Origin of the sequence: Pseudomonas khorasanensis (genome assembly GCF_014268505.2) — a bacterium.
Taxonomy (GTDB): Bacteria; Pseudomonadota; Gammaproteobacteria; order Pseudomonadales; family Pseudomonadaceae; genus Aquipseudomonas; species Aquipseudomonas khorasanensis.
The window spans coordinates 148,641-164,005 of record NZ_JABWQP020000006.1 but is presented as its reverse complement, the minus strand read 5'-3'; the positions used below and the strand labels follow the sequence as shown (position 1 = coordinate 164,005).

Annotated in this window: 17 protein-coding genes; 7 read left to right on the top strand and 10 right to left on the bottom strand. The window is 53.7% G+C overall.

Annotation, left to right across the window (positions count from 1 at the left end; all coding sequences use genetic code 11):
- The first annotated feature begins 37 nt into the window (after positions 1 to 37).
- From HU727_RS15655 to rpoS, 3 genes are all read left to right on the top strand, one after another.
- Complete coding sequence (locus HU727_RS15655) at positions 38 to 673, top strand: protein-L-isoaspartate(D-aspartate) O-methyltransferase (protein WP_186533226.1); 636 nt, start codon at positions 38 to 40, stop codon at positions 671 to 673.
- 211 nt (positions 674 to 884) lie between these two features.
- A complete protein-coding gene (locus HU727_RS15650; RefSeq protein ID WP_186533140.1) occupies positions 885 to 1,754 on the top strand; it encodes a peptidoglycan DD-metalloendopeptidase family protein in 870 nt (289 codons plus the stop codon).
- A gap of 106 nt (positions 1,755 to 1,860) precedes the next feature.
- Positions 1,861 to 2,868, top strand: a complete 1,008-nt coding sequence (rpoS, locus tag HU727_RS15645) for an RNA polymerase sigma factor RpoS (RefSeq protein ID WP_186533139.1) — start codon at positions 1,861 to 1,863, stop codon at positions 2,866 to 2,868.
- A gap of 514 nt (positions 2,869 to 3,382) precedes the next feature.
- Here rpoS and fdxA read toward each other — a convergent pair.
- A complete protein-coding gene (fdxA, locus tag HU727_RS15640) occupies positions 3,383 to 3,706 on the bottom strand; it encodes a ferredoxin FdxA (RefSeq protein ID WP_186533138.1) in 324 nt (107 codons plus the stop codon).
- A 163-nt stretch (positions 3,707 to 3,869) separates the two neighbouring features.
- Positions 3,870 to 6,440, bottom strand: coding sequence for a DNA mismatch repair protein MutS (gene mutS / locus HU727_RS15635; RefSeq protein WP_186533225.1), 2,571 nt, complete (start codon positions 6,438 to 6,440; stop codon positions 3,870 to 3,872).
- Positions 6,441 to 6,654: 214 nt separating this feature from the next.
- Between mutS and HU727_RS15630 the strand changes: the two genes are divergently transcribed.
- Positions 6,655 to 7,869 carry a PIN domain-containing protein gene (locus tag HU727_RS15630; protein WP_186533137.1) on the top strand — a complete coding sequence of 405 codons (1,215 nt, stop codon included), beginning with the start codon at positions 6,655 to 6,657 and terminating at the stop codon, positions 7,867 to 7,869.
- Here HU727_RS15630 and HU727_RS15625 read toward each other — a convergent pair.
- The 7 genes from HU727_RS15625 to HU727_RS15600 form a co-directional block, all read right to left on the bottom strand.
- Complete coding sequence (locus HU727_RS15625; RefSeq protein WP_186533136.1) at positions 7,866 to 9,119, bottom strand: site-specific integrase; 1,254 nt, start codon at positions 9,117 to 9,119, stop codon at positions 7,866 to 7,868. The genes HU727_RS15630 and HU727_RS15625 overlap by 4 nt on opposite strands.
- Positions 9,086 to 9,262, bottom strand: coding sequence for an excisionase family protein (xisR, locus tag HU727_RS26240; RefSeq protein ID WP_496197703.1), 177 nt, complete (start codon positions 9,260 to 9,262; stop codon positions 9,086 to 9,088). The genes HU727_RS15625 and xisR overlap by 34 nt, the downstream gene beginning before the upstream one ends.
- Positions 9,263 to 9,320: 58 nt before the next feature.
- A complete protein-coding gene (locus HU727_RS25750) occupies positions 9,321 to 9,935 on the bottom strand; it encodes a hypothetical protein (protein WP_225919849.1) in 615 nt (204 codons plus the stop codon).
- Positions 9,932 to 10,399 carry a hypothetical protein gene (locus HU727_RS15615; protein WP_186533135.1) on the bottom strand — a complete coding sequence of 156 codons (468 nt, stop codon included), beginning with the start codon at positions 10,397 to 10,399 and terminating at the stop codon, positions 9,932 to 9,934. The genes HU727_RS25750 and HU727_RS15615 overlap by 4 nt, the downstream gene beginning before the upstream one ends.
- A 57-nt stretch (positions 10,400 to 10,456) precedes the next feature.
- On the bottom strand, positions 10,457 to 10,774 hold the full coding sequence (locus HU727_RS15610; RefSeq protein WP_083366740.1) for a pyocin activator PrtN family protein: 318 nt from the start codon (positions 10,772 to 10,774) through the stop codon (positions 10,457 to 10,459).
- A gap of 158 nt (positions 10,775 to 10,932) precedes the next feature.
- Entirely contained in the window at positions 10,933 to 11,217 is a 285-nt protein-coding gene (locus HU727_RS15605) for a phage antirepressor KilAC domain-containing protein (protein WP_186533134.1), read from the bottom strand.
- Between the two features lie 10 nt (positions 11,218 to 11,227).
- Positions 11,228 to 11,818 carry a hypothetical protein gene (locus HU727_RS15600; RefSeq protein WP_186533133.1) on the bottom strand — a complete coding sequence of 197 codons (591 nt, stop codon included), beginning with the start codon at positions 11,816 to 11,818 and terminating at the stop codon, positions 11,228 to 11,230.
- Positions 11,819 to 12,199: 381 nt separating this feature from the next.
- Between HU727_RS15600 and HU727_RS15595 the strand changes: the two genes are divergently transcribed.
- Positions 12,200 to 13,552 carry an AAA family ATPase gene (locus HU727_RS15595; protein ID WP_186533132.1) on the top strand — a complete coding sequence of 451 codons (1,353 nt, stop codon included), beginning with the start codon at positions 12,200 to 12,202 and terminating at the stop codon, positions 13,550 to 13,552.
- Positions 13,553 to 13,555: 3 nt separating this feature from the next.
- A complete protein-coding gene (locus tag HU727_RS15590) occupies positions 13,556 to 14,266 on the top strand; it encodes an HNH endonuclease (protein WP_186533131.1) in 711 nt (236 codons plus the stop codon).
- A gap of 23 nt (positions 14,267 to 14,289) precedes the next feature.
- Here the strand turns inward: HU727_RS15590 and HU727_RS15585 are convergent, their stop codons facing one another.
- A complete protein-coding gene (locus HU727_RS15585) occupies positions 14,290 to 15,021 on the bottom strand; it encodes a LexA family protein (protein WP_186533130.1) in 732 nt (243 codons plus the stop codon).
- 79 nt (positions 15,022 to 15,100) lie between these two features.
- Here HU727_RS15585 and HU727_RS15580 point away from each other — a divergent pair, with 79 nt between their 5' ends.
- Complete coding sequence (locus HU727_RS15580; protein WP_186533129.1) at positions 15,101 to 15,361, top strand: hypothetical protein; 261 nt, start codon at positions 15,101 to 15,103, stop codon at positions 15,359 to 15,361.
- The last annotated feature ends 4 nt before the right edge of the window (positions 15,362 to 15,365 follow it).

Genomic DNA, 15,365 nt, shown 5'->3' with positions numbered 1-15,365 from the left:
GCGCGAACATGACGACCGTCTGCGCAGCGGCATTGGCATGACCTCGCAGCGTACGCGCGAGCGATTGATCCAGCGTTTATATGAAGAAGGCGTGTCGAACGCCAAAGTGCTTGAAGTGATCCGGCGCACGCCGCGTCACTTGTTTGTCGATGAGGCACTGGCGCACCGCGCTTACGAAGACACCGCGCTGCCGATCGGCAACAACCAGACCATCTCTCAACCTTTTATGGTGGCGCGCATGAGTGAGCTGCTGCTGGAGGCGGGGCCGCTGGATAAAGTGCTGGAGATCGGTACCGGTTCCGGCTATCAGACGGCGGTGTTGTCGCAACTGGTCGAGCGGGTGTTCTCGGTAGAGCGCATCAAGGTTTTGCAGGATCGCGCCAAGGAGCGTCTGGTCGAGCTGAATCTGCGCAACGTGGTGTTTCGCTGGGGCGATGGCTGGGAAGGCTGGCCGGCACTGGCGCCTTACAACGGCATCATCGTTACCGCCGTGGCGACCGATGTACCGCAAGCCTTGCTCGATCAGTTGGCCCCTGGGGGGCGCATGGTGATTCCGGTCGGCTCCGGTGAAGTGCAACAACTGATGCTGATCGTGCGCGAAGAACACGGTTTTTCCCGACAGGTTTTAGGGGCTGTGCGCTTCGTGCCCTTGCTCAACGGGCCACTGGCCTGAGCATTTGTAAACAGGCGCTGAATTCCTTTCAACAGCGCCGGTCTTACACCGGCAGCAAGGGTTTAAACGCAGCGTACTGTCGACTTGCAAACGTGTGCGCACGGTGATTTCGCTTCATTAAAGGTAAAGCCGTTTCGGCCCGTTATACTTGCGATACTTCATGCCGCGACGCGGCATTCAGAATTTTCAGCCACCACAAAGGGAGCGGCGGGTGAGTCTCACAGTCATTGCGCAGCGTATGGGTAACACGAGCTTTCAGCGCCTGGTGACTGGCCTTGTCTTGAGCACCTTGCTGGTGGGTTGCTCCAGCACCAAATCGAGTAATGTGCGCGTCGTTGATCGCAACAACGCGGTCGCGCAACGTCCGACCGTTACAACCGGACAGTACGTCGTGCGCCCCGGCGATACGTTGTTTTCGATCGCGTTTCGTTACGGCTGGGATTACAAAACCCTCGCCGCCCGGAACAACATTCCTACGCCCTATACGATCCATCCGGGTCAGACAATTCGCTTCGACGGTCGCACCGGTTCAACGCCAACGGCGGTGGTGAGCAACTCCAGTTCTTCGCCTTCATCGTCGAGTAAAACCACGGTAATCCGGCGCCAGGCAAATGGCACGACGACCACTACAACCACCGGTTCCAAAGGGGTTGTACCGTCCGTCGCCAGCAAAACTGCGCCTGCTCCACTGCCGCCCGCAGGTCCGGCCCCGACCGGCTGGGGATGGCCATCTAATGGCGTTCTGATTGGAAAATTCTCTTCAAACGGTAGTTTGAATAAAGGAATTGATATCGCCGGAGATTTGGGACAGCCTGTTTTAGCTGCATCTGATGGGACAGTCGTATACGCCGGGAGTGGCTTAAGGGGCTACGGCGAATTGGTCATCATCAAACACAGCGAAACCTACGTCAGTGCTTACGGACATAACCGCAGGCTGTTGGTTCGGGAGGGGCAGCAGGTCAAGGTCGGACAGACAATTGCCGAAATGGGGTCAACGGGTACAGACCGGGTGAAACTGCATTTTGAGATTCGCCGCCAAGGTAAACCTGTGGATCCGCTGCAGTTCCTGCCAAGACGTTGATTTGAAGGCCAGCCTGTTCCGTCGCGTAGAGGGGACAGGCTCCAGCGTTGCCAAGGATAAAGGCGTCGCTTGAGCTTGGGGTCGAACTCACCAAAGGACTATAACAATGGCTCTCAGTAAAGAAGTGCCGGAGTTTGACATCGACGATGAGGTTCTCCTTATGGAGGCCGGCATCGATTCGGACACGATGTCGAATGATGAAGGGGCTGCTCCACCTTCCGTTCGTTCCAAATCCAGACAATCTGCTTCGCTCAAACAACATAAGTACATCGACTACACGCGTGCACTTGATGCCACGCAGCTGTATCTCAACGAAATCGGCTTTTCCCCTCTGCTCTCTCCCGAAGAAGAAGTTCATTTTGCGCGCTTGTCGCAAAGTGGCGATCCGGCCGGGCGCAAGCGCATGATTGAAAGTAACCTGCGGCTGGTGGTGAAAATCGCCCGGCGTTACGTCAATCGGGGACTGTCGCTGCTGGATCTGATTGAAGAGGGCAACCTCGGCCTGATCCGCGCGGTGGAAAAATTCGATCCCGAGCGCGGTTTCCGCTTCTCGACCTACGCGACCTGGTGGATCCGTCAGACCATCGAGCGCGCAATCATGAATCAGACCCGGACTATCCGGTTGCCGATCCATGTGGTCAAGGAGCTCAATGTGTACCTGCGGGCTGCACGTGAGCTGACACAAAAGCTCGATCACGAACCTTCCCCCGAAGAAATCGCCAACCTGCTGGAAAAACCAGTGGGCGAGGTCAAGCGCATGCTGGGCCTGAACGAGCGGGTTTCTTCGGTCGACGTCTCGCTGGGTCCGGATTCGGATAAAACCCTGCTGGACACACTCACTGACGATCGCCCAACCGATCCATGCGAACTCCTGCAGGACGACGACCTGTCGCAGAGCATCGATCAATGGCTGTCGGAACTCACTGACAAGCAACGGGAAGTGGTTATTCGCCGTTTCGGCTTGCGTGGCCATGAGAGCAGTACCCTGGAAGACGTAGGGCTTGAGATCGGCCTGACCCGCGAGCGGGTGAGACAGATCCAGGTGGAAGGCCTCAAGCGTCTGCGGGAAATTCTTGAGAAGAATGGTTTGTCGAGCGAGTCGCTGTTTCAATAAGCACTCAAATGACCGTCCGCAAAAAGCCCCGGCTGATCTAATCACTCGGGGCTTTTTGTTTTCGGCATAACAAACCCGGCCACCGGACAAGCGGTCTGCATTTTCTGATTTTGTAGTCTCGCGCTGTAAGCCATTGCTTACTGTGTCGTAAGTGTTCGCTATTTTTACACTTCGGTAGAAGTCGACCGCGTCTGGTGGTCTTTTGTAAGTGACTGATCAAAATAGGTTTCCCTCTATTGTTATGTCCTTATGACAGTGTGCACTCACGCCGAACCCCAATTGCTCCCGGCCGGAAACTCTCTAATATCAACCATGTGTCGACGGACAGACACGCCCTTCACGGAAGAGGGGAACGGACATCGCAGGAGGCGATTCATCAGGACGATGAAAAGGACTACAGGGAATAGGGAAAAAATGTGGGCGGGTCATACCGCCCCTTTTTTTGCCTGCAGAAAAGTAGAAACTGTAAAAGCAAAAAGGCCCGCTAGGGCCTTTTCGGTCGAGCGCGCAAAGATCAGCGTTCGAGTTGTTCGATCTTGTTCGGCTTGCCATCCCAATCAGCAGAATCCGGAAGAGGATCCTTGCGTTCGGTGATGTTCGGCCAGATGTCCGCCAGCTCGGCATTGAGCTCAATGAAGTTTTCCATGCCCGCCGGAATTTCATCTTCCGAGAAGATCGCCACAGCCGGGCATTCTGGCTCACACAGCGCGCAATCGATGCACTCGTCCGGGTGAATCACCAGGAAGTTCGGGCCTTCGTAAAAGCAGTCCACCGGACAGACTTCTACGCAGTCGGTGTACTTGCACTTGATGCAGTTGTCGGTGACGACGAAGGTCATTTCTAATTTTCTCCTCAGGCGGCGGCAGCGTTGCCCCTTCACGGTTGGGGTCGCCAGGTTCGGGAGCGATACCTGCTGACCAGGCTATAAGCCAGCAGCATCCCAAACCGCGCGAGATTCTAACAGCTTGAAGCGATTTGCGTTATATCCGCTTCTTCAGTGCTTATATCCGGTTCTTAAGTGCGTAGAGCATTTCAAGCGCACGCCGTGGCGTCATATCGTCAAGATCGACTTTCGCCAGTTCGTCCAGCACCGGATGAGGTAGCGAAGCGAACATGTCGCTTTGCTGCGGTGTGGACGGCTTGCCCTTGGACGCAGGTTTTGGCGCCTCGTGGGGCAGGGCGGTGTCTTCAAGGCGACTCAGATGCTCACGGGCACGCGTGATCACTTCGCTCGGCACGCCGGCCAATTGCGCTACCGCCAGGCCGTAGCTCTGGCTGGCAGGCCCAGGCAACACGTGGTGCAGGAACACGATCCGCTCGTTGTGCTCGGTGGCGTTGAGATGCACGTTGGCTACCAACGGTTCGGCTTCCGGCAGCACGGTCAGTTCAAAATAATGCGTGGCAAACAGGGTATAGGCGCGTAAATGGGCCAAACGCTCGGCGGCCGCCCATGCGAGGGACAGGCCGTCAAAGGTGCTGGTACCGCGGCCTACTTCGTCCATCAGCACCAGACTGCGTTCGGTGGCGTTGTGCAGAATGTTGGCGGTTTCGCTCATTTCGACCATGAAGGTAGAGCGGCCACCGGCCAGGTCATCGCTGGAACCGATCCGGGTGAAGATGCGATCCACCAGCGACAGCTCGCAGCTCGCCGCCGGCACGAAACTGCCGATGTGTGCCAGCAGCACGATCAATGCCGTTTGGCGCATGTAGGTGGATTTACCGCCCATGTTCGGGCCGGTGATCACCAGCATGCGCGTGTTGTCATCCAGGCTCAGGTCGTTGGCCACGAACGGCGTGGTCAGAACTTGCTCGACCACCGGGTGGCGGCCCTGGGTAATGCGCATGCACGGCTCGCTGACGAAACGCGGGCAGTTCAGGTCAAGATTCAGCGCACGCTCGGCGAGGTTGCTCAGTACGTCCAGCTCGGCCAAGGCTGCGGCGGTGTCCTGCAACGGCGGCAACTGGCTGATCAAGTCTTCCAGCAGCGCTTCATAAAGCATCTTTTCCCGAGCCAGCGCACGGCTCTTGGCTGACAGCGCCTTGTCTTCGAACTCTTTGAGTTCGGGCGTGATGAAGCGCTCGGCACCTTTGAGTGTCTGACGCCGAATGTAGTCCGCCGGCGCCGATTCAGCCTGTTTGCTCGGCAACTCGATGAAGTAACCGTGAATGCGGTTGTAGCCGACTTTGAGGTTTGCCAGACCCGTGCGGGCCTTCTCCCGGGCTTCCAGGTCGATCAGGAACTGGCCGGCGTTTTCGCTCAGCGACTGGAGTTCGTCGAGTTCACTGTCGTAACCGGTTTTCAGCACGCCACCGTCGCGGATTACCGCGGGCGGGTTGTCGATAATGGCTTTTGCCAGCAGCGCGGCCAGCTCCGGATAGGTACTGGTGGTCGCCGCCAGATGCTGCAAATGCGGCGCTTCCAGATCAGTCATCGCCACTTGCAGTTCGGGCAGCGCGCCAAGTGCATCACGCAGACGCGCAAGGTCGCGAGGCCGCGCATTGCGCAGACCGATTCGCGCCAGAATCCGCTCGATGTCGCCGATTTCCTTGAGCTGCGGTTGCAGCTTTTCGAAACGGTAGCCATCGAGCAGGCAACGGATCGAAGTCTGGCGTGCCAGCAACACGGTGAGATCGCGCAACGGCCGGTTCAGCCAGCGGGTCAGCAAGCGGCTGCCCATGGCTGTCTGGCAGCGATCGACTACCGATTGCAAAGTATTGTCGCGGCCGCCGGCCAGATTGGTGTCGAGTTCCAGATTGCGCCGGCTGGCGCCGTCGAGCACCACGGTATCATCGAGACGCTCGTGCCGCAGGCTGCGCAAATGAGGTAGGGCGGTGCGCTGGGTTTCCTTGGCGTAGGCCAACAAGCAGCCGGCAGCGCCGATGGCTAGGGTCAGGTTCTCGCAACCGAAACCTTTCAGGTCCTGAGTGGAGAATTGCTGGCAGAGACTTTTCAGCGCCGAATCACGCTCAAAATCCCACGGTGCGCGACGACGCACGCCACGGCGTTTCTCTGCCGGCAGGTCTTTGGGCCAGTCGTCCGGGATCAGCAACTCAACCGGATTGACCCGCTCCAGTTCCGCCAGCAGGTTTTCCCAACCCTTGATTTCCAGCACGGTGAAGTTGCCGCTGGTGATGTCGAGCACCGCCAGACCGAACAGGCGCTCATCACCCAACACGGCGGCAATCAGATTGTCGCGGCGCTCATCGAGCAAGGCTTCGTCACTGACCGTGCCCGGCGTGATGATTCGTACCACCTGGCGCTCTACCGGCCCTTTGCTGGTGGCCGGATCGCCGACCTGCTCGCAAATCACCACCGACTCGCCGAGTTTGACCAGTTTCGCCAGATAACCTTCCGCTGCGTGGTAAGGAATCCCACACATCGGAATTGCCTGTCCTGCCGACTGTCCGCGCGCGGTCAGGGTAATGTCGAGCAACTTGGCGGCCTTCTTCGCATCTTCATAGAAGATCTCGTAGAAATCGCCCATGCGATAGAACATCAGCTGATCCGGGTGCTGATTCTTCAGACGCCAGTATTGCTGCATCATCGGGGTGTGGGAGGATAAATCTGAAATTTGCTTATTCATCAGTAGGTTAGGGCGCTGCTTCAAAAAATATGGGGCATTTTTGGGGCGATTGAAATGACGCGTTCGTCACGCTCACCCAAAAGGCAGGAGTCTCTTTAAAGGGTATCACGTAGATAGTTAGCTGCGCTTGGGGGGCGGCGAGATGGTCGAGGGTTGCACTGTATGATACTAATACGCCACTGAACGAATTTTGGAGATGGACATGAAGGATATTTTTTCCAGCCATTTTGCAGACGACACGGAGCGTCGCGAAAATTTATGGAAGAACTGTTTTTTTGTCTTTGATACCAACGTTCTGACATCTATATACAAAAGGTCCGATGATGCCCGTGACGCTCTTTATAAAGTGATCGGATCTCTTGGGGATCGCTTGTGGATCCCTTATCAGGTAATCCACGAGTTGCTGGATAATCGGGCTTCAATTGCGCATGCACAAGCAGGGTTGTACTCGGCAGCTATTGAAGATCTAACGGCCGTACTTGATAGCTTTGATAGTGCCACTAAGCATCCATTCTTACCCGAGGTGCTTCACAAGGAGTTTGTGAATGTGTCGAAAAGGGTAATTGGTGAGCTTGAAGCCAAGCGTGATTTTCATGACTCGCGCTTAACCGTAGATGATGTAAAAGCTACGCTTGCTGAAATGCTTAAAGGCAAGATCGGTGCGCGTTATTCAGAAGAAAAACTGAAGAGTATTATAGCTGAAGGCGAGAAGCGATATGCAAACAGGATTCCACCTGGGTTTGAGGATATCAATAAGCATAAAGGTTCGACAGTTTTTAGTGAGGTTTGTAAGCGATACGGTGATCTAATAATTTGGAAGCAGGTCATCGAAAAAGCAAAAGAAGAGCATAGGCCTGTTATTTTTGTAACTGGTGAGCAGAAAGATGACTGGTGGCATAGGCACGGGGGGAAGACGATCGGCCCTCTGCCGAGATTAATTGAAGAGTTTACTGAGGAGGCTGGTGAGGATTTTTTCCTATACAGTCACCATCAGTTTTTGGATCTGGCAAACACCTACCTTGCGCAGAATACATCGTCGGAAGTTATCGAAGAGGTGAGAGAGGCGGCGTTGGATGACGCGGTCTCTATCCGGTTCTATAGTGACGAAAACTCTTTGTCCAAAATTTGGACGCCTATGAATATGGAAGGCTTGGACTACGATGCTATTAATGCTGAGCCCGACATAAAAACAAATAACGCTACCCTCGCACCACAAGCCCTTCGTGAAATATCAAAGCGGCTAAGCGATTTGCAGCAGTCGTTGCAGACGACGCTGATGGGAAGAAGTCCAAATGATCCGAGAGAGGTGCGCCGAAGGAAGCGTATGGCGGAAGTTTTGGCAAGAGATGCTCAACTAATCGAGGAAGAAAAGCGTTTGCGAGGTTTGAACCCTCGCAACCCTGATGAAGAACGCTAGCTTTCTGTTTTTTGTGGGTGGCTGATGTTTTCCCAAATAAGCTCTAGCTCGCGCGGTGATGCGTCATCCATCCATTTCGCATAGACTTCGACAAGCATGGTGAAGTCCTTGTGGCCCATTTGTTTTGCGATGAAAGCGAGGTTGCCACGAGCGGTTAGGCACCAGCAGGCGTAGGTATGTCGCGTCTGATATGGCCGGCGTGCGCGAATGCCCGAGCGCTTTTGTATGGCTGCCCACTTTGTGTTCCAAGATGTCGGAACAAACCATTCATTTATGACTTTTTTACGTGCCTGTGTAGCGGGCGACAGCAGCGGGGTCACTGACTCAACGCGACTTTCATGCCTGTTCATATAGATCTCGATCGTCCGCGGTTCATGGTTAGCAACGAGATCGATAAGGACCTTACACGCGTCGAGAGCTGGGGGCATTAAAAACACGGTGCGAGGCTTTCCGGTCTTGGGTACTTTGAATGTGCCATCTGCAGTGATCGCCCTGGTTATGTGAAGCTGCCCTGTTTCGAGGTCAATATCCTCCACCGCCAGCCCGCATAATTCCCCAGGCCGAAGTCCTGTATAGACGGCGAGTGTGATTGCAGCAGAATCCTGAACGTGTAAACAGCCCTTATTTATCAGCTGATCGAACTCTGCCTTCGTCAGCGGATCGGGCTCTCGTCCGGTCATCGCGAAACGGACGCAAGCCGCCGCTAACCCCTCACGGCAATATCTGTTGTCTTCACACCACGCTAAGAAGCCGGCGAAAGTAGCCAGGTAATGGTTCGCCGTCGACGGCGCCCGGGTGGCTATCAGTTGAGTCCTCAGTCGCTGAATATCTTCGGGTAACAGGATGCCCGCAAGGCGTTCCGAGCCGAGCAGATTGGCACAGATATCCAATGCGTAGCCGTATTTTTCCTCGGTCATTGGAGTTATGTCGACGGCCTTCAGCGGTTTGTAACGTTCCATCAACGCCCCGATCCGCTCGTCTTTGACGGCGGTGTAATTGGTCGCGTTCTTAGAGTTTGGGAAGTGACGGCCGTATTCAAAATGTCCCGTCTTGATCTCGTGAAGAATTGCCGCCCTGAGTAGGGCGGCATGCTTGATGTTGGCTTTGGTCACAGGCAGGCCAAGGGTTTCGCGGCAGCGAATTCGCCGCCACATGAACACGACGCGTATGCTTCCGCCGTGTATTTCAATCCCTTTGTGTTTTGCCAGCTCCGCTTCTAGGCCGCTTGCTGAGGTGCGCTCTCGGCCCACTTGTCATACTCCGTCATGTTGATTGCGATTCGGCCATCCGGGGTTTTTCGCCAGACTCGGCCTTGTGCCCACGTACCGTTTTTAACTTTGTGGCGAATTGCGTCTTCGCTATATCCGGTGAGTTCGGAGGCTCGGTTGATCATTACCCAGCGAGGGAGGCTCATGATTGTGTCTCCTGCAAAATCACGCTCAGGACAAACGCTAGAGGCTGCATGGGCACGCCTCTTCTTGCTGAGCAACGAGCGCGGCATGCTTCCACGCTCTGCGGCTCCACGCGGCGAAGCCGGCCCGGTACGCGTAATGCTCACGGGCGAATGAGTCGGATGTCTTCGCGCCTGGTGCGGTGATGTACGTGCCTCGCTGTGTGCAGTACCGCAGCCCTTCGGGCACCGGGAACTCTTTCTCGAACTCGGCACGCTCGTTGATCTGCACCTTGTTGGCTTCAATTTTTGCGGGGTGTTCGGACGCGCAATCGGGGTGCTTATACCCCTCTGCAAGCTGCGCGGGCGGGCGATTCTGAGCGTTTAGCGTGGCATTGGGGGTTGCTGCCTCGCGCAGCTTTTCGTGGGGTATAAGCGCCTCGGTGGAGCTGCTGGGAGGAGCAATAATGCCTGCTGCTGCGCAGCAGAGACTGTCTGTTTCTGGTGTGTCGACGCTGGTTTCCTTGCGGAGCAAAGCGGTCGTGGTTTGGGTGTCGTGCTGGTCCATTTGCATGCCGCTTTCCTCCGAAATTTGAGTGCGCGTTGGTGCCTGCGCCGCTGATGGGGCGTTAGCCGGGTTGCGGTGGTTGCTGGTTTGGGGACGGAGCTCGCTCATGCCGCGTTCTCCTGTTCGGCCGGTTCCAGCAGGGCAGCCATGGCGAGCGCTTGGTCGCGGAGGGTGCGGGTGTCGCGTTCTAGCTTTTTGCCGGTGCGAAAGGCGCTGAATGTTTCAGATGCGATCCGGAGTTTGTCGGCGATTTCCAGTAGGGTCAGTCGTTCCTGTTCGCCAAGTTTTGAGGCAGCCAAGGCGCGCTCGTAGTGGGCGTAGAGTTTCTTGCGTTGGTCGTGCGCCTGATCAAGGGTGTGCTGCAAGTTGCGGATTTCTTCCGTGCTATCAGCGCTCTGGATCGCTTGGCCGTCTCGATACCCAACACAGCCGCCAACGTCATAGCCTTCGCTGTAGCCCCCTGAATATCCCTCGGCTCGGCCGCTGTTGAAGCCGTGCCGGTAGGCGAGCCAGTAAACGCCGGCGACCATGAGGACGATCGCTATCAGCGCGTAGATTTGAACTGCAGTCATGTGGTGTGCTCCTGGTGTTGTCATTGGCTGGTGGTGGCAGCCATTCGGTTTTGAGTATTACTCGTTGGTGTCGTCCTGCTGTCGCTGCATGTCCTCGTCGGCCTTATAGGCGCGGATGTCGATCAGGGAAGCGACGTGCCGGATGTGTGCGTACTTCGGTGCCTTGCGGCTGGTGTCCAGCGTGGTGATTGGGAGCTGGATGCGGCCGCTGCTGATCTCGGCCACGAACGATTGTTCGTTGAGGTTGCGGAAGTACTGCTCGCGCACTTTGTCGAGCGGGATCAGGACGTCGCCGAAGATGCGGTAAAGCAGTTCGACGGTGGCTGACTCCGGTGCAGGGTGCAGGCGCAGCGGGTTTTGTGCTGTGTTACTCATGGCTTTGTTGGGCCTCCTTGCGTTGTTTTCTGGCCGGGTGGTTCCAGGCGTTCAGGCAATGCGTTCTGGTCAGCTCGCGCAGATGTTCGGGCACTTCGAGGAGCGCGGCGTTGCGCTCCTCTCGTGTCCGCATGGCGATGATCTGGCGGGCGTATTCCCTAGGCCACTTCACGGTTGTCTGCCGGGATGGCAGGTAGGTCGACGTCTAACTGTTCGGCCAGCCAGCGAATGCCGTGTTCTTTCACCCGGGTCGACTGGCTGTACTGCATGCCGAGCTGGTCGTGGTACCACTGGCCGTCCTTGATTCGCAGGTAGTCGCGATCACGGTTGGGATAGACCGGCAGGTTGCGCTCGTTGAGCAGACCTTTTTCACGCATGCGTGCGATGAGCTTCGGCCGAGTCAGGCCGAGGTGGGTTGCGGCTTGGGCGAGGGTGCGTTCCATGGTGTGCCCCTCATGCCGCGTGTGCAGCTGGAGTTGCCGCTGCAGCAAGGTGGTTGATGGACTCGCTGACCTTGACGTAGATCTCTGCATCGCTGCCGTATACGGTGAAGCACCTGGTGTGCGGGCTTTTGTTGCCGATGCTCAGGATGGTGGTGACGCCTGAGCGCGATTGAGTGCGGTGCAGCGCGACGATTAGCGGGTAGTCGAAACCCATGTCGAGATTCAGCACGCCGCCGGTGCGCACCAGTTCAAACACTCGTTGCTTGTCCGAGACTTCAAAGCGTCCGTATTCGCGGCTGGCGTGAGGGCGGTGCAGCAGGTCGCTGGTATTGCTCGCATCGAACGGGCCGTTGGCGATCTCTTCGATGAAGTCGGCCAGCTTGAGATGCATCTTCTTTTCGTTCGGGAGGGTCAGCGTGTGGCGTTCGCTGCCCAGCTCCACGACGAAGGTGCTTTCAGGGGTGCCACGTTCAACCTTGAGGCGAAATGCCAGACACTCGCGCCTAGGTGCGGTCCGTAGTACGTGGTTGAAAGTCTCGGTCAAATTGACCTGAGCATTAAGGAGCTGCAGGGTGCGGTTGTCGATTTTGTACTTGATCATGCTGCGTGCCCTCCGCCGTTCGGATTGACTGGGGCAGAAGTGGCGCGTGCTGTCAGCTTCGGTTTGCTGATGGCGAACGCGCAGCCGCATTCGCGGGCTAGGCGCCGGATCTCAAAGATTTTGAAGGGGCTAGCAGCGGCTGGGTGGACGTGCAGGGTTGCTGTGGTGTGCATGGTTTGCTTCGCTCTGTGGTGGGAGAGTGAAAGCAATATCAACCAACGGTTGATTTGTGTCAACTGCCAATGATTTGATCGATTCAGAAAAAAAATGATTTTTTTAATGGTGCGCTTAGGGGGCAGAAAAAATCTTGTGATGGCTATTTGCGATCTACAAAGCATCTGGTTACCCTGTTCTTTTTACTGTCGGCAGGGAGGGCGTGCAATGATTGATGGATGCTTGTTTAATGGAGTCCAGCATCAATTTCGTAAAGGCAATTTAGAGTTAGATGAGAATATCTATACGACGATTGTTGGTCGTAACGGATCTGGTAAAAGTCGTCTTCTGCGAAGCTTAATAAGATCTTTAACTCCGTCTGGATTGTTTGAGGGTGAGCCGGCTGTTGAGCCTATAAAAGTATACCAATCATTTGCTCGCGGGAAACCAAAAAAAGTAATAGCGGTATCAACTAGCCCTTTTGATAAATTTCCATTCCTACGTTCGACTATGTCGCGTGAGATAAATGGTGTGAATGGTTATTGCTATCTTGGGCTTAAAGGTATCATGAGTGAAGATCTCGGTTTGGGATATCTAAGCCGTATACTAGGTGCATTGATGCAGGCGATGCGTGATGATCCCTCCAATGCTTTATCTGTAACTAGTACCTTAAGTTATCTGGGGTACGATCAAAAGATTCAAGCCGAATTTCATCTTATTCCTAAACTTGTTGGTTTAAGAAAAATAATAACCTCTGCTAATCCAGTTGGTGCTCTTGAAGAGTATCTTGGTGGCGTACTTAGCTATAGGTTAAAAAGCTCTCTCAGTAACAAAAAGACACGAAACGATGCCTTGGAGAAACTGCTGCTAAGTATGCAGCAATATGAGTCGGATCACGATAAGTCTACCGTCACTTTGATTTTATGTTCTGATGGAGTGTTTGATGCGAGCACTGGAAAGCCATTAGGTGATTACTTTTATCATCTGCACGCTGTGGGCTTTTTGCGATTAAGAGATGTGACTTTAGAAAAGAAAAACAAAAAAATTAAGATGAAAGATGCCAGTTCTGGCGAGCAATGTGTTGTGATGACTATGCTAGGTATTGCTAGTCAAATTGAGGACGGCTCCTTAATCTGTATTGACGAGCCTGAAGTTTGTTTACACCCTGAATGGCAGGAGCGATATATCGAGTTGTTGATGTCGATGTTTAGTCGTTTTAAGCGTTGTCATTTTGTCATTGCTACGCATTCGCCCCAAATTGTTGCGAAGTTGGGCAGTGAAAATTGCTATGTTTTGGATCTCGAAAATAATGTTTTATCTGATGCTGAGCTGATAAATAAACGGTCCGCTGATTTTCAGTTGGCAAATGTTTTCCATACGCCTGGCTACAAGAACGAGTATCTCTCAAGGGAGGTGCTTAGCGCTTTGAGTACACTCGGTTCTGGAGAGAAACTGAGTAACGAGCGATTAGAGGTTTTAAATCGTCTCATTTCCCTTAAAGCGAAATTGGAGCCCGATGATCCTGTGCTCCGCTTAATCTCGCTATTAGAGAGCGCACTGTTACGAGCTGAAGGTAATTGAGCAATGGCTGATCTGAAGCTTGTTCCAATTTCTTATGCATCTGAGCAGCAGGTTCTGGTTGATAAGTTTAATGCGCTTCCATTTAAATCCAAAACTGGAAGTTTTTGGAAAAATACGCACAAAGGTGAATATGCTAGTGTAAAGGAGGCAATTAAAAAGCATTATTTGCAAGCTCAAAATTATACCTGTCCATATTGTAAGCAGCGTATAGTTGTTGAGCACTTGGGGACGTGGGATGCGGAGCATGTTATTGCAAAAGATGAAAATCCTCAGTTTATGTTTGAGTCTCAGAATTTGTGTGTTAGTTGTAAAGACTGTAATGGCAGTAAGTCTAATAAAGAAGTTCTTTCTCGCCCCTCTCGAACACGCAGAAAGTTTCCGACTGATCCCGATGAATATAAATTCTGTCATCCGCATTTTCATGATTATGAACAGCATATTCGAATAGTTGAAGTTGCAGGTTTCTATATGCCTTTAACTGAAAAAGGCATTGCATTGATTGAGATTTGTGGGTTGTTGAGGTTTGTCTTAAAGTGCGGGGGCTACGAATCGGTAGATAATAGTGTCGGGAAGCTAATAGTTCAATTAGGGAATAAACTTATGGAGACTCAGTCGCCAGCTGAACAGGTTTACCTTATGACATTGATAGGTTCAGTTGTGGAAAGAGGATTGAAATCTGCGGCCCTTGCCGGGCTTGAAGGCTTGACGGCGTAAATATTCGGTGTTTTTAGGCGGCATTATTCCGGTATAAAAGATCCGACGACCTTTCCGCAAATGTGGGTTTCCTCCGTAATATCAATGATTGGATATTGCGGATTAATCGGTCGTAGGAATTGCCGTCCGGCATCCTCAACTAAAACCTTAAATGTCGCTTCATTGGTACGTGGAACTCTAGCTATTACGCGATCACCTGTCCTTGTTTCTGCTTCGGGGTCAACAAATATAATGCATCCGGTTGGGTAGCTGCGCCCAGGTCCTGGATTAGTCATTGAGTCACCAAGAACCTTCAAGGCATAACCGTGATTGCTTATGGGAACGGGACAAGAAAGCCATGAGTCTGCATCGTAAGCTTCAAAATTTGAAATTGCCTCGCACCAAGCACCGGCCTGTACCCAAGAGATGAGCGGGACTTTGCCAAATCGCTGATTGATTTCACGGACGTTACTTCCGTCACCAACGGCTATTTTATGAACGTTGCTCTCTCCAGTCTGCTTTTTCGGCAATACACCGTACTCAAGCCACTCTCGTCTTACCTTAAGCCATGAACAGAGGGCAGACATGCTGTCTGCTTCGGCTATTGCCTCGCCATTTAGCCATTTGCTGATGGCTTGCGTAGTTTTCTCCACCCCCAAGGCCTTCAATTGACGATGAATGTCCACCCCCCGACCACGGCTGCGCACGCCGGCATCGTTGAGGGCTTCGTGTAGGCGCTCGCTAAAAGCTGCGCGGAGAGTATTTTTATCAACCATGAGTTGAGAGTCTCACAGTGGTTGCGCAATAGTCAGTTGATCTATAACATCAACCACAAGTTGATAAATGGAGATTGTCATGTTGGACCCCGCAGATTTTCCGAGCGCGATTGCGTTTGCGTTTGAAGCCGTTGGCGGCATCGGGGCCGCTGCAAAGGTTTGCAATAGAAGCTACCAAGCGCTGAATAAATGGCGTCAGGCTGCTTGCCTGCCGCGAACGGATTACACAGGTGAAACCAAATACGCCGAGCTGTTAGCGACTGTTGCGAAGCAGAAAGGCAACGCATTCGAAGCGGCTTGGCTGTTGAACGCTTCGGCTCCACAAAAAGCCGCAGCTTAGTAAG

What these genes read in the sequence shown, in the direction of transcription:
- HU727_RS15655 (WP_186533226.1), top strand. Translation starts at nt 38, where the DNA reads ATGACCTCGCAGCGTACGCGCGAGCGATTGATCCAGCGTTTATATGAA.
- rpoS (WP_186533139.1), top strand. Translation starts at nt 1,861, where the DNA reads ATGGCTCTCAGTAAAGAAGTGCCGGAGTTTGACATCGACGATGAGGTT.
- fdxA (WP_186533138.1), bottom strand. Translation starts at nt 3,706, where the DNA reads ATGACCTTCGTCGTCACCGACAACTGCATCAAGTGCAAGTACACCGAC.
- HU727_RS15630 (WP_186533137.1), top strand. Translation starts at nt 6,655, where the DNA reads ATGAAGGATATTTTTTCCAGCCATTTTGCAGACGACACGGAGCGTCGC.
- xisR (WP_496197703.1), bottom strand. Translation starts at nt 9,262, where the DNA reads ATGATCAACCGAGCCTCCGAACTCACCGGATATAGCGAAGACGCAATT.
- HU727_RS25750 (WP_225919849.1), bottom strand. Translation starts at nt 9,935, where the DNA reads ATGAGCGAGCTCCGTCCCCAAACCAGCAACCACCGCAACCCGGCTAAC.
- HU727_RS15615 (WP_186533135.1), bottom strand. Translation starts at nt 10,399, where the DNA reads ATGACTGCAGTTCAAATCTACGCGCTGATAGCGATCGTCCTCATGGTC.
- HU727_RS15610 (WP_083366740.1), bottom strand. Translation starts at nt 10,774, where the DNA reads ATGAGTAACACAGCACAAAACCCGCTGCGCCTGCACCCTGCACCGGAG.
- HU727_RS15605 (WP_186533134.1), bottom strand. Translation starts at nt 11,217, where the DNA reads ATGGAACGCACCCTCGCCCAAGCCGCAACCCACCTCGGCCTGACTCGG.
- HU727_RS15600 (WP_186533133.1), bottom strand. Translation starts at nt 11,818, where the DNA reads ATGATCAAGTACAAAATCGACAACCGCACCCTGCAGCTCCTTAATGCT.
- HU727_RS15595 (WP_186533132.1), top strand. Translation starts at nt 12,200, where the DNA reads ATGATTGATGGATGCTTGTTTAATGGAGTCCAGCATCAATTTCGTAAA.
- HU727_RS15590 (WP_186533131.1), top strand. Translation starts at nt 13,556, where the DNA reads ATGGCTGATCTGAAGCTTGTTCCAATTTCTTATGCATCTGAGCAGCAG.
- HU727_RS15585 (WP_186533130.1), bottom strand. Translation starts at nt 15,021, where the DNA reads ATGGTTGATAAAAATACTCTCCGCGCAGCTTTTAGCGAGCGCCTACAC.
- HU727_RS15580 (WP_186533129.1), top strand. Translation starts at nt 15,101, where the DNA reads ATGTTGGACCCCGCAGATTTTCCGAGCGCGATTGCGTTTGCGTTTGAA.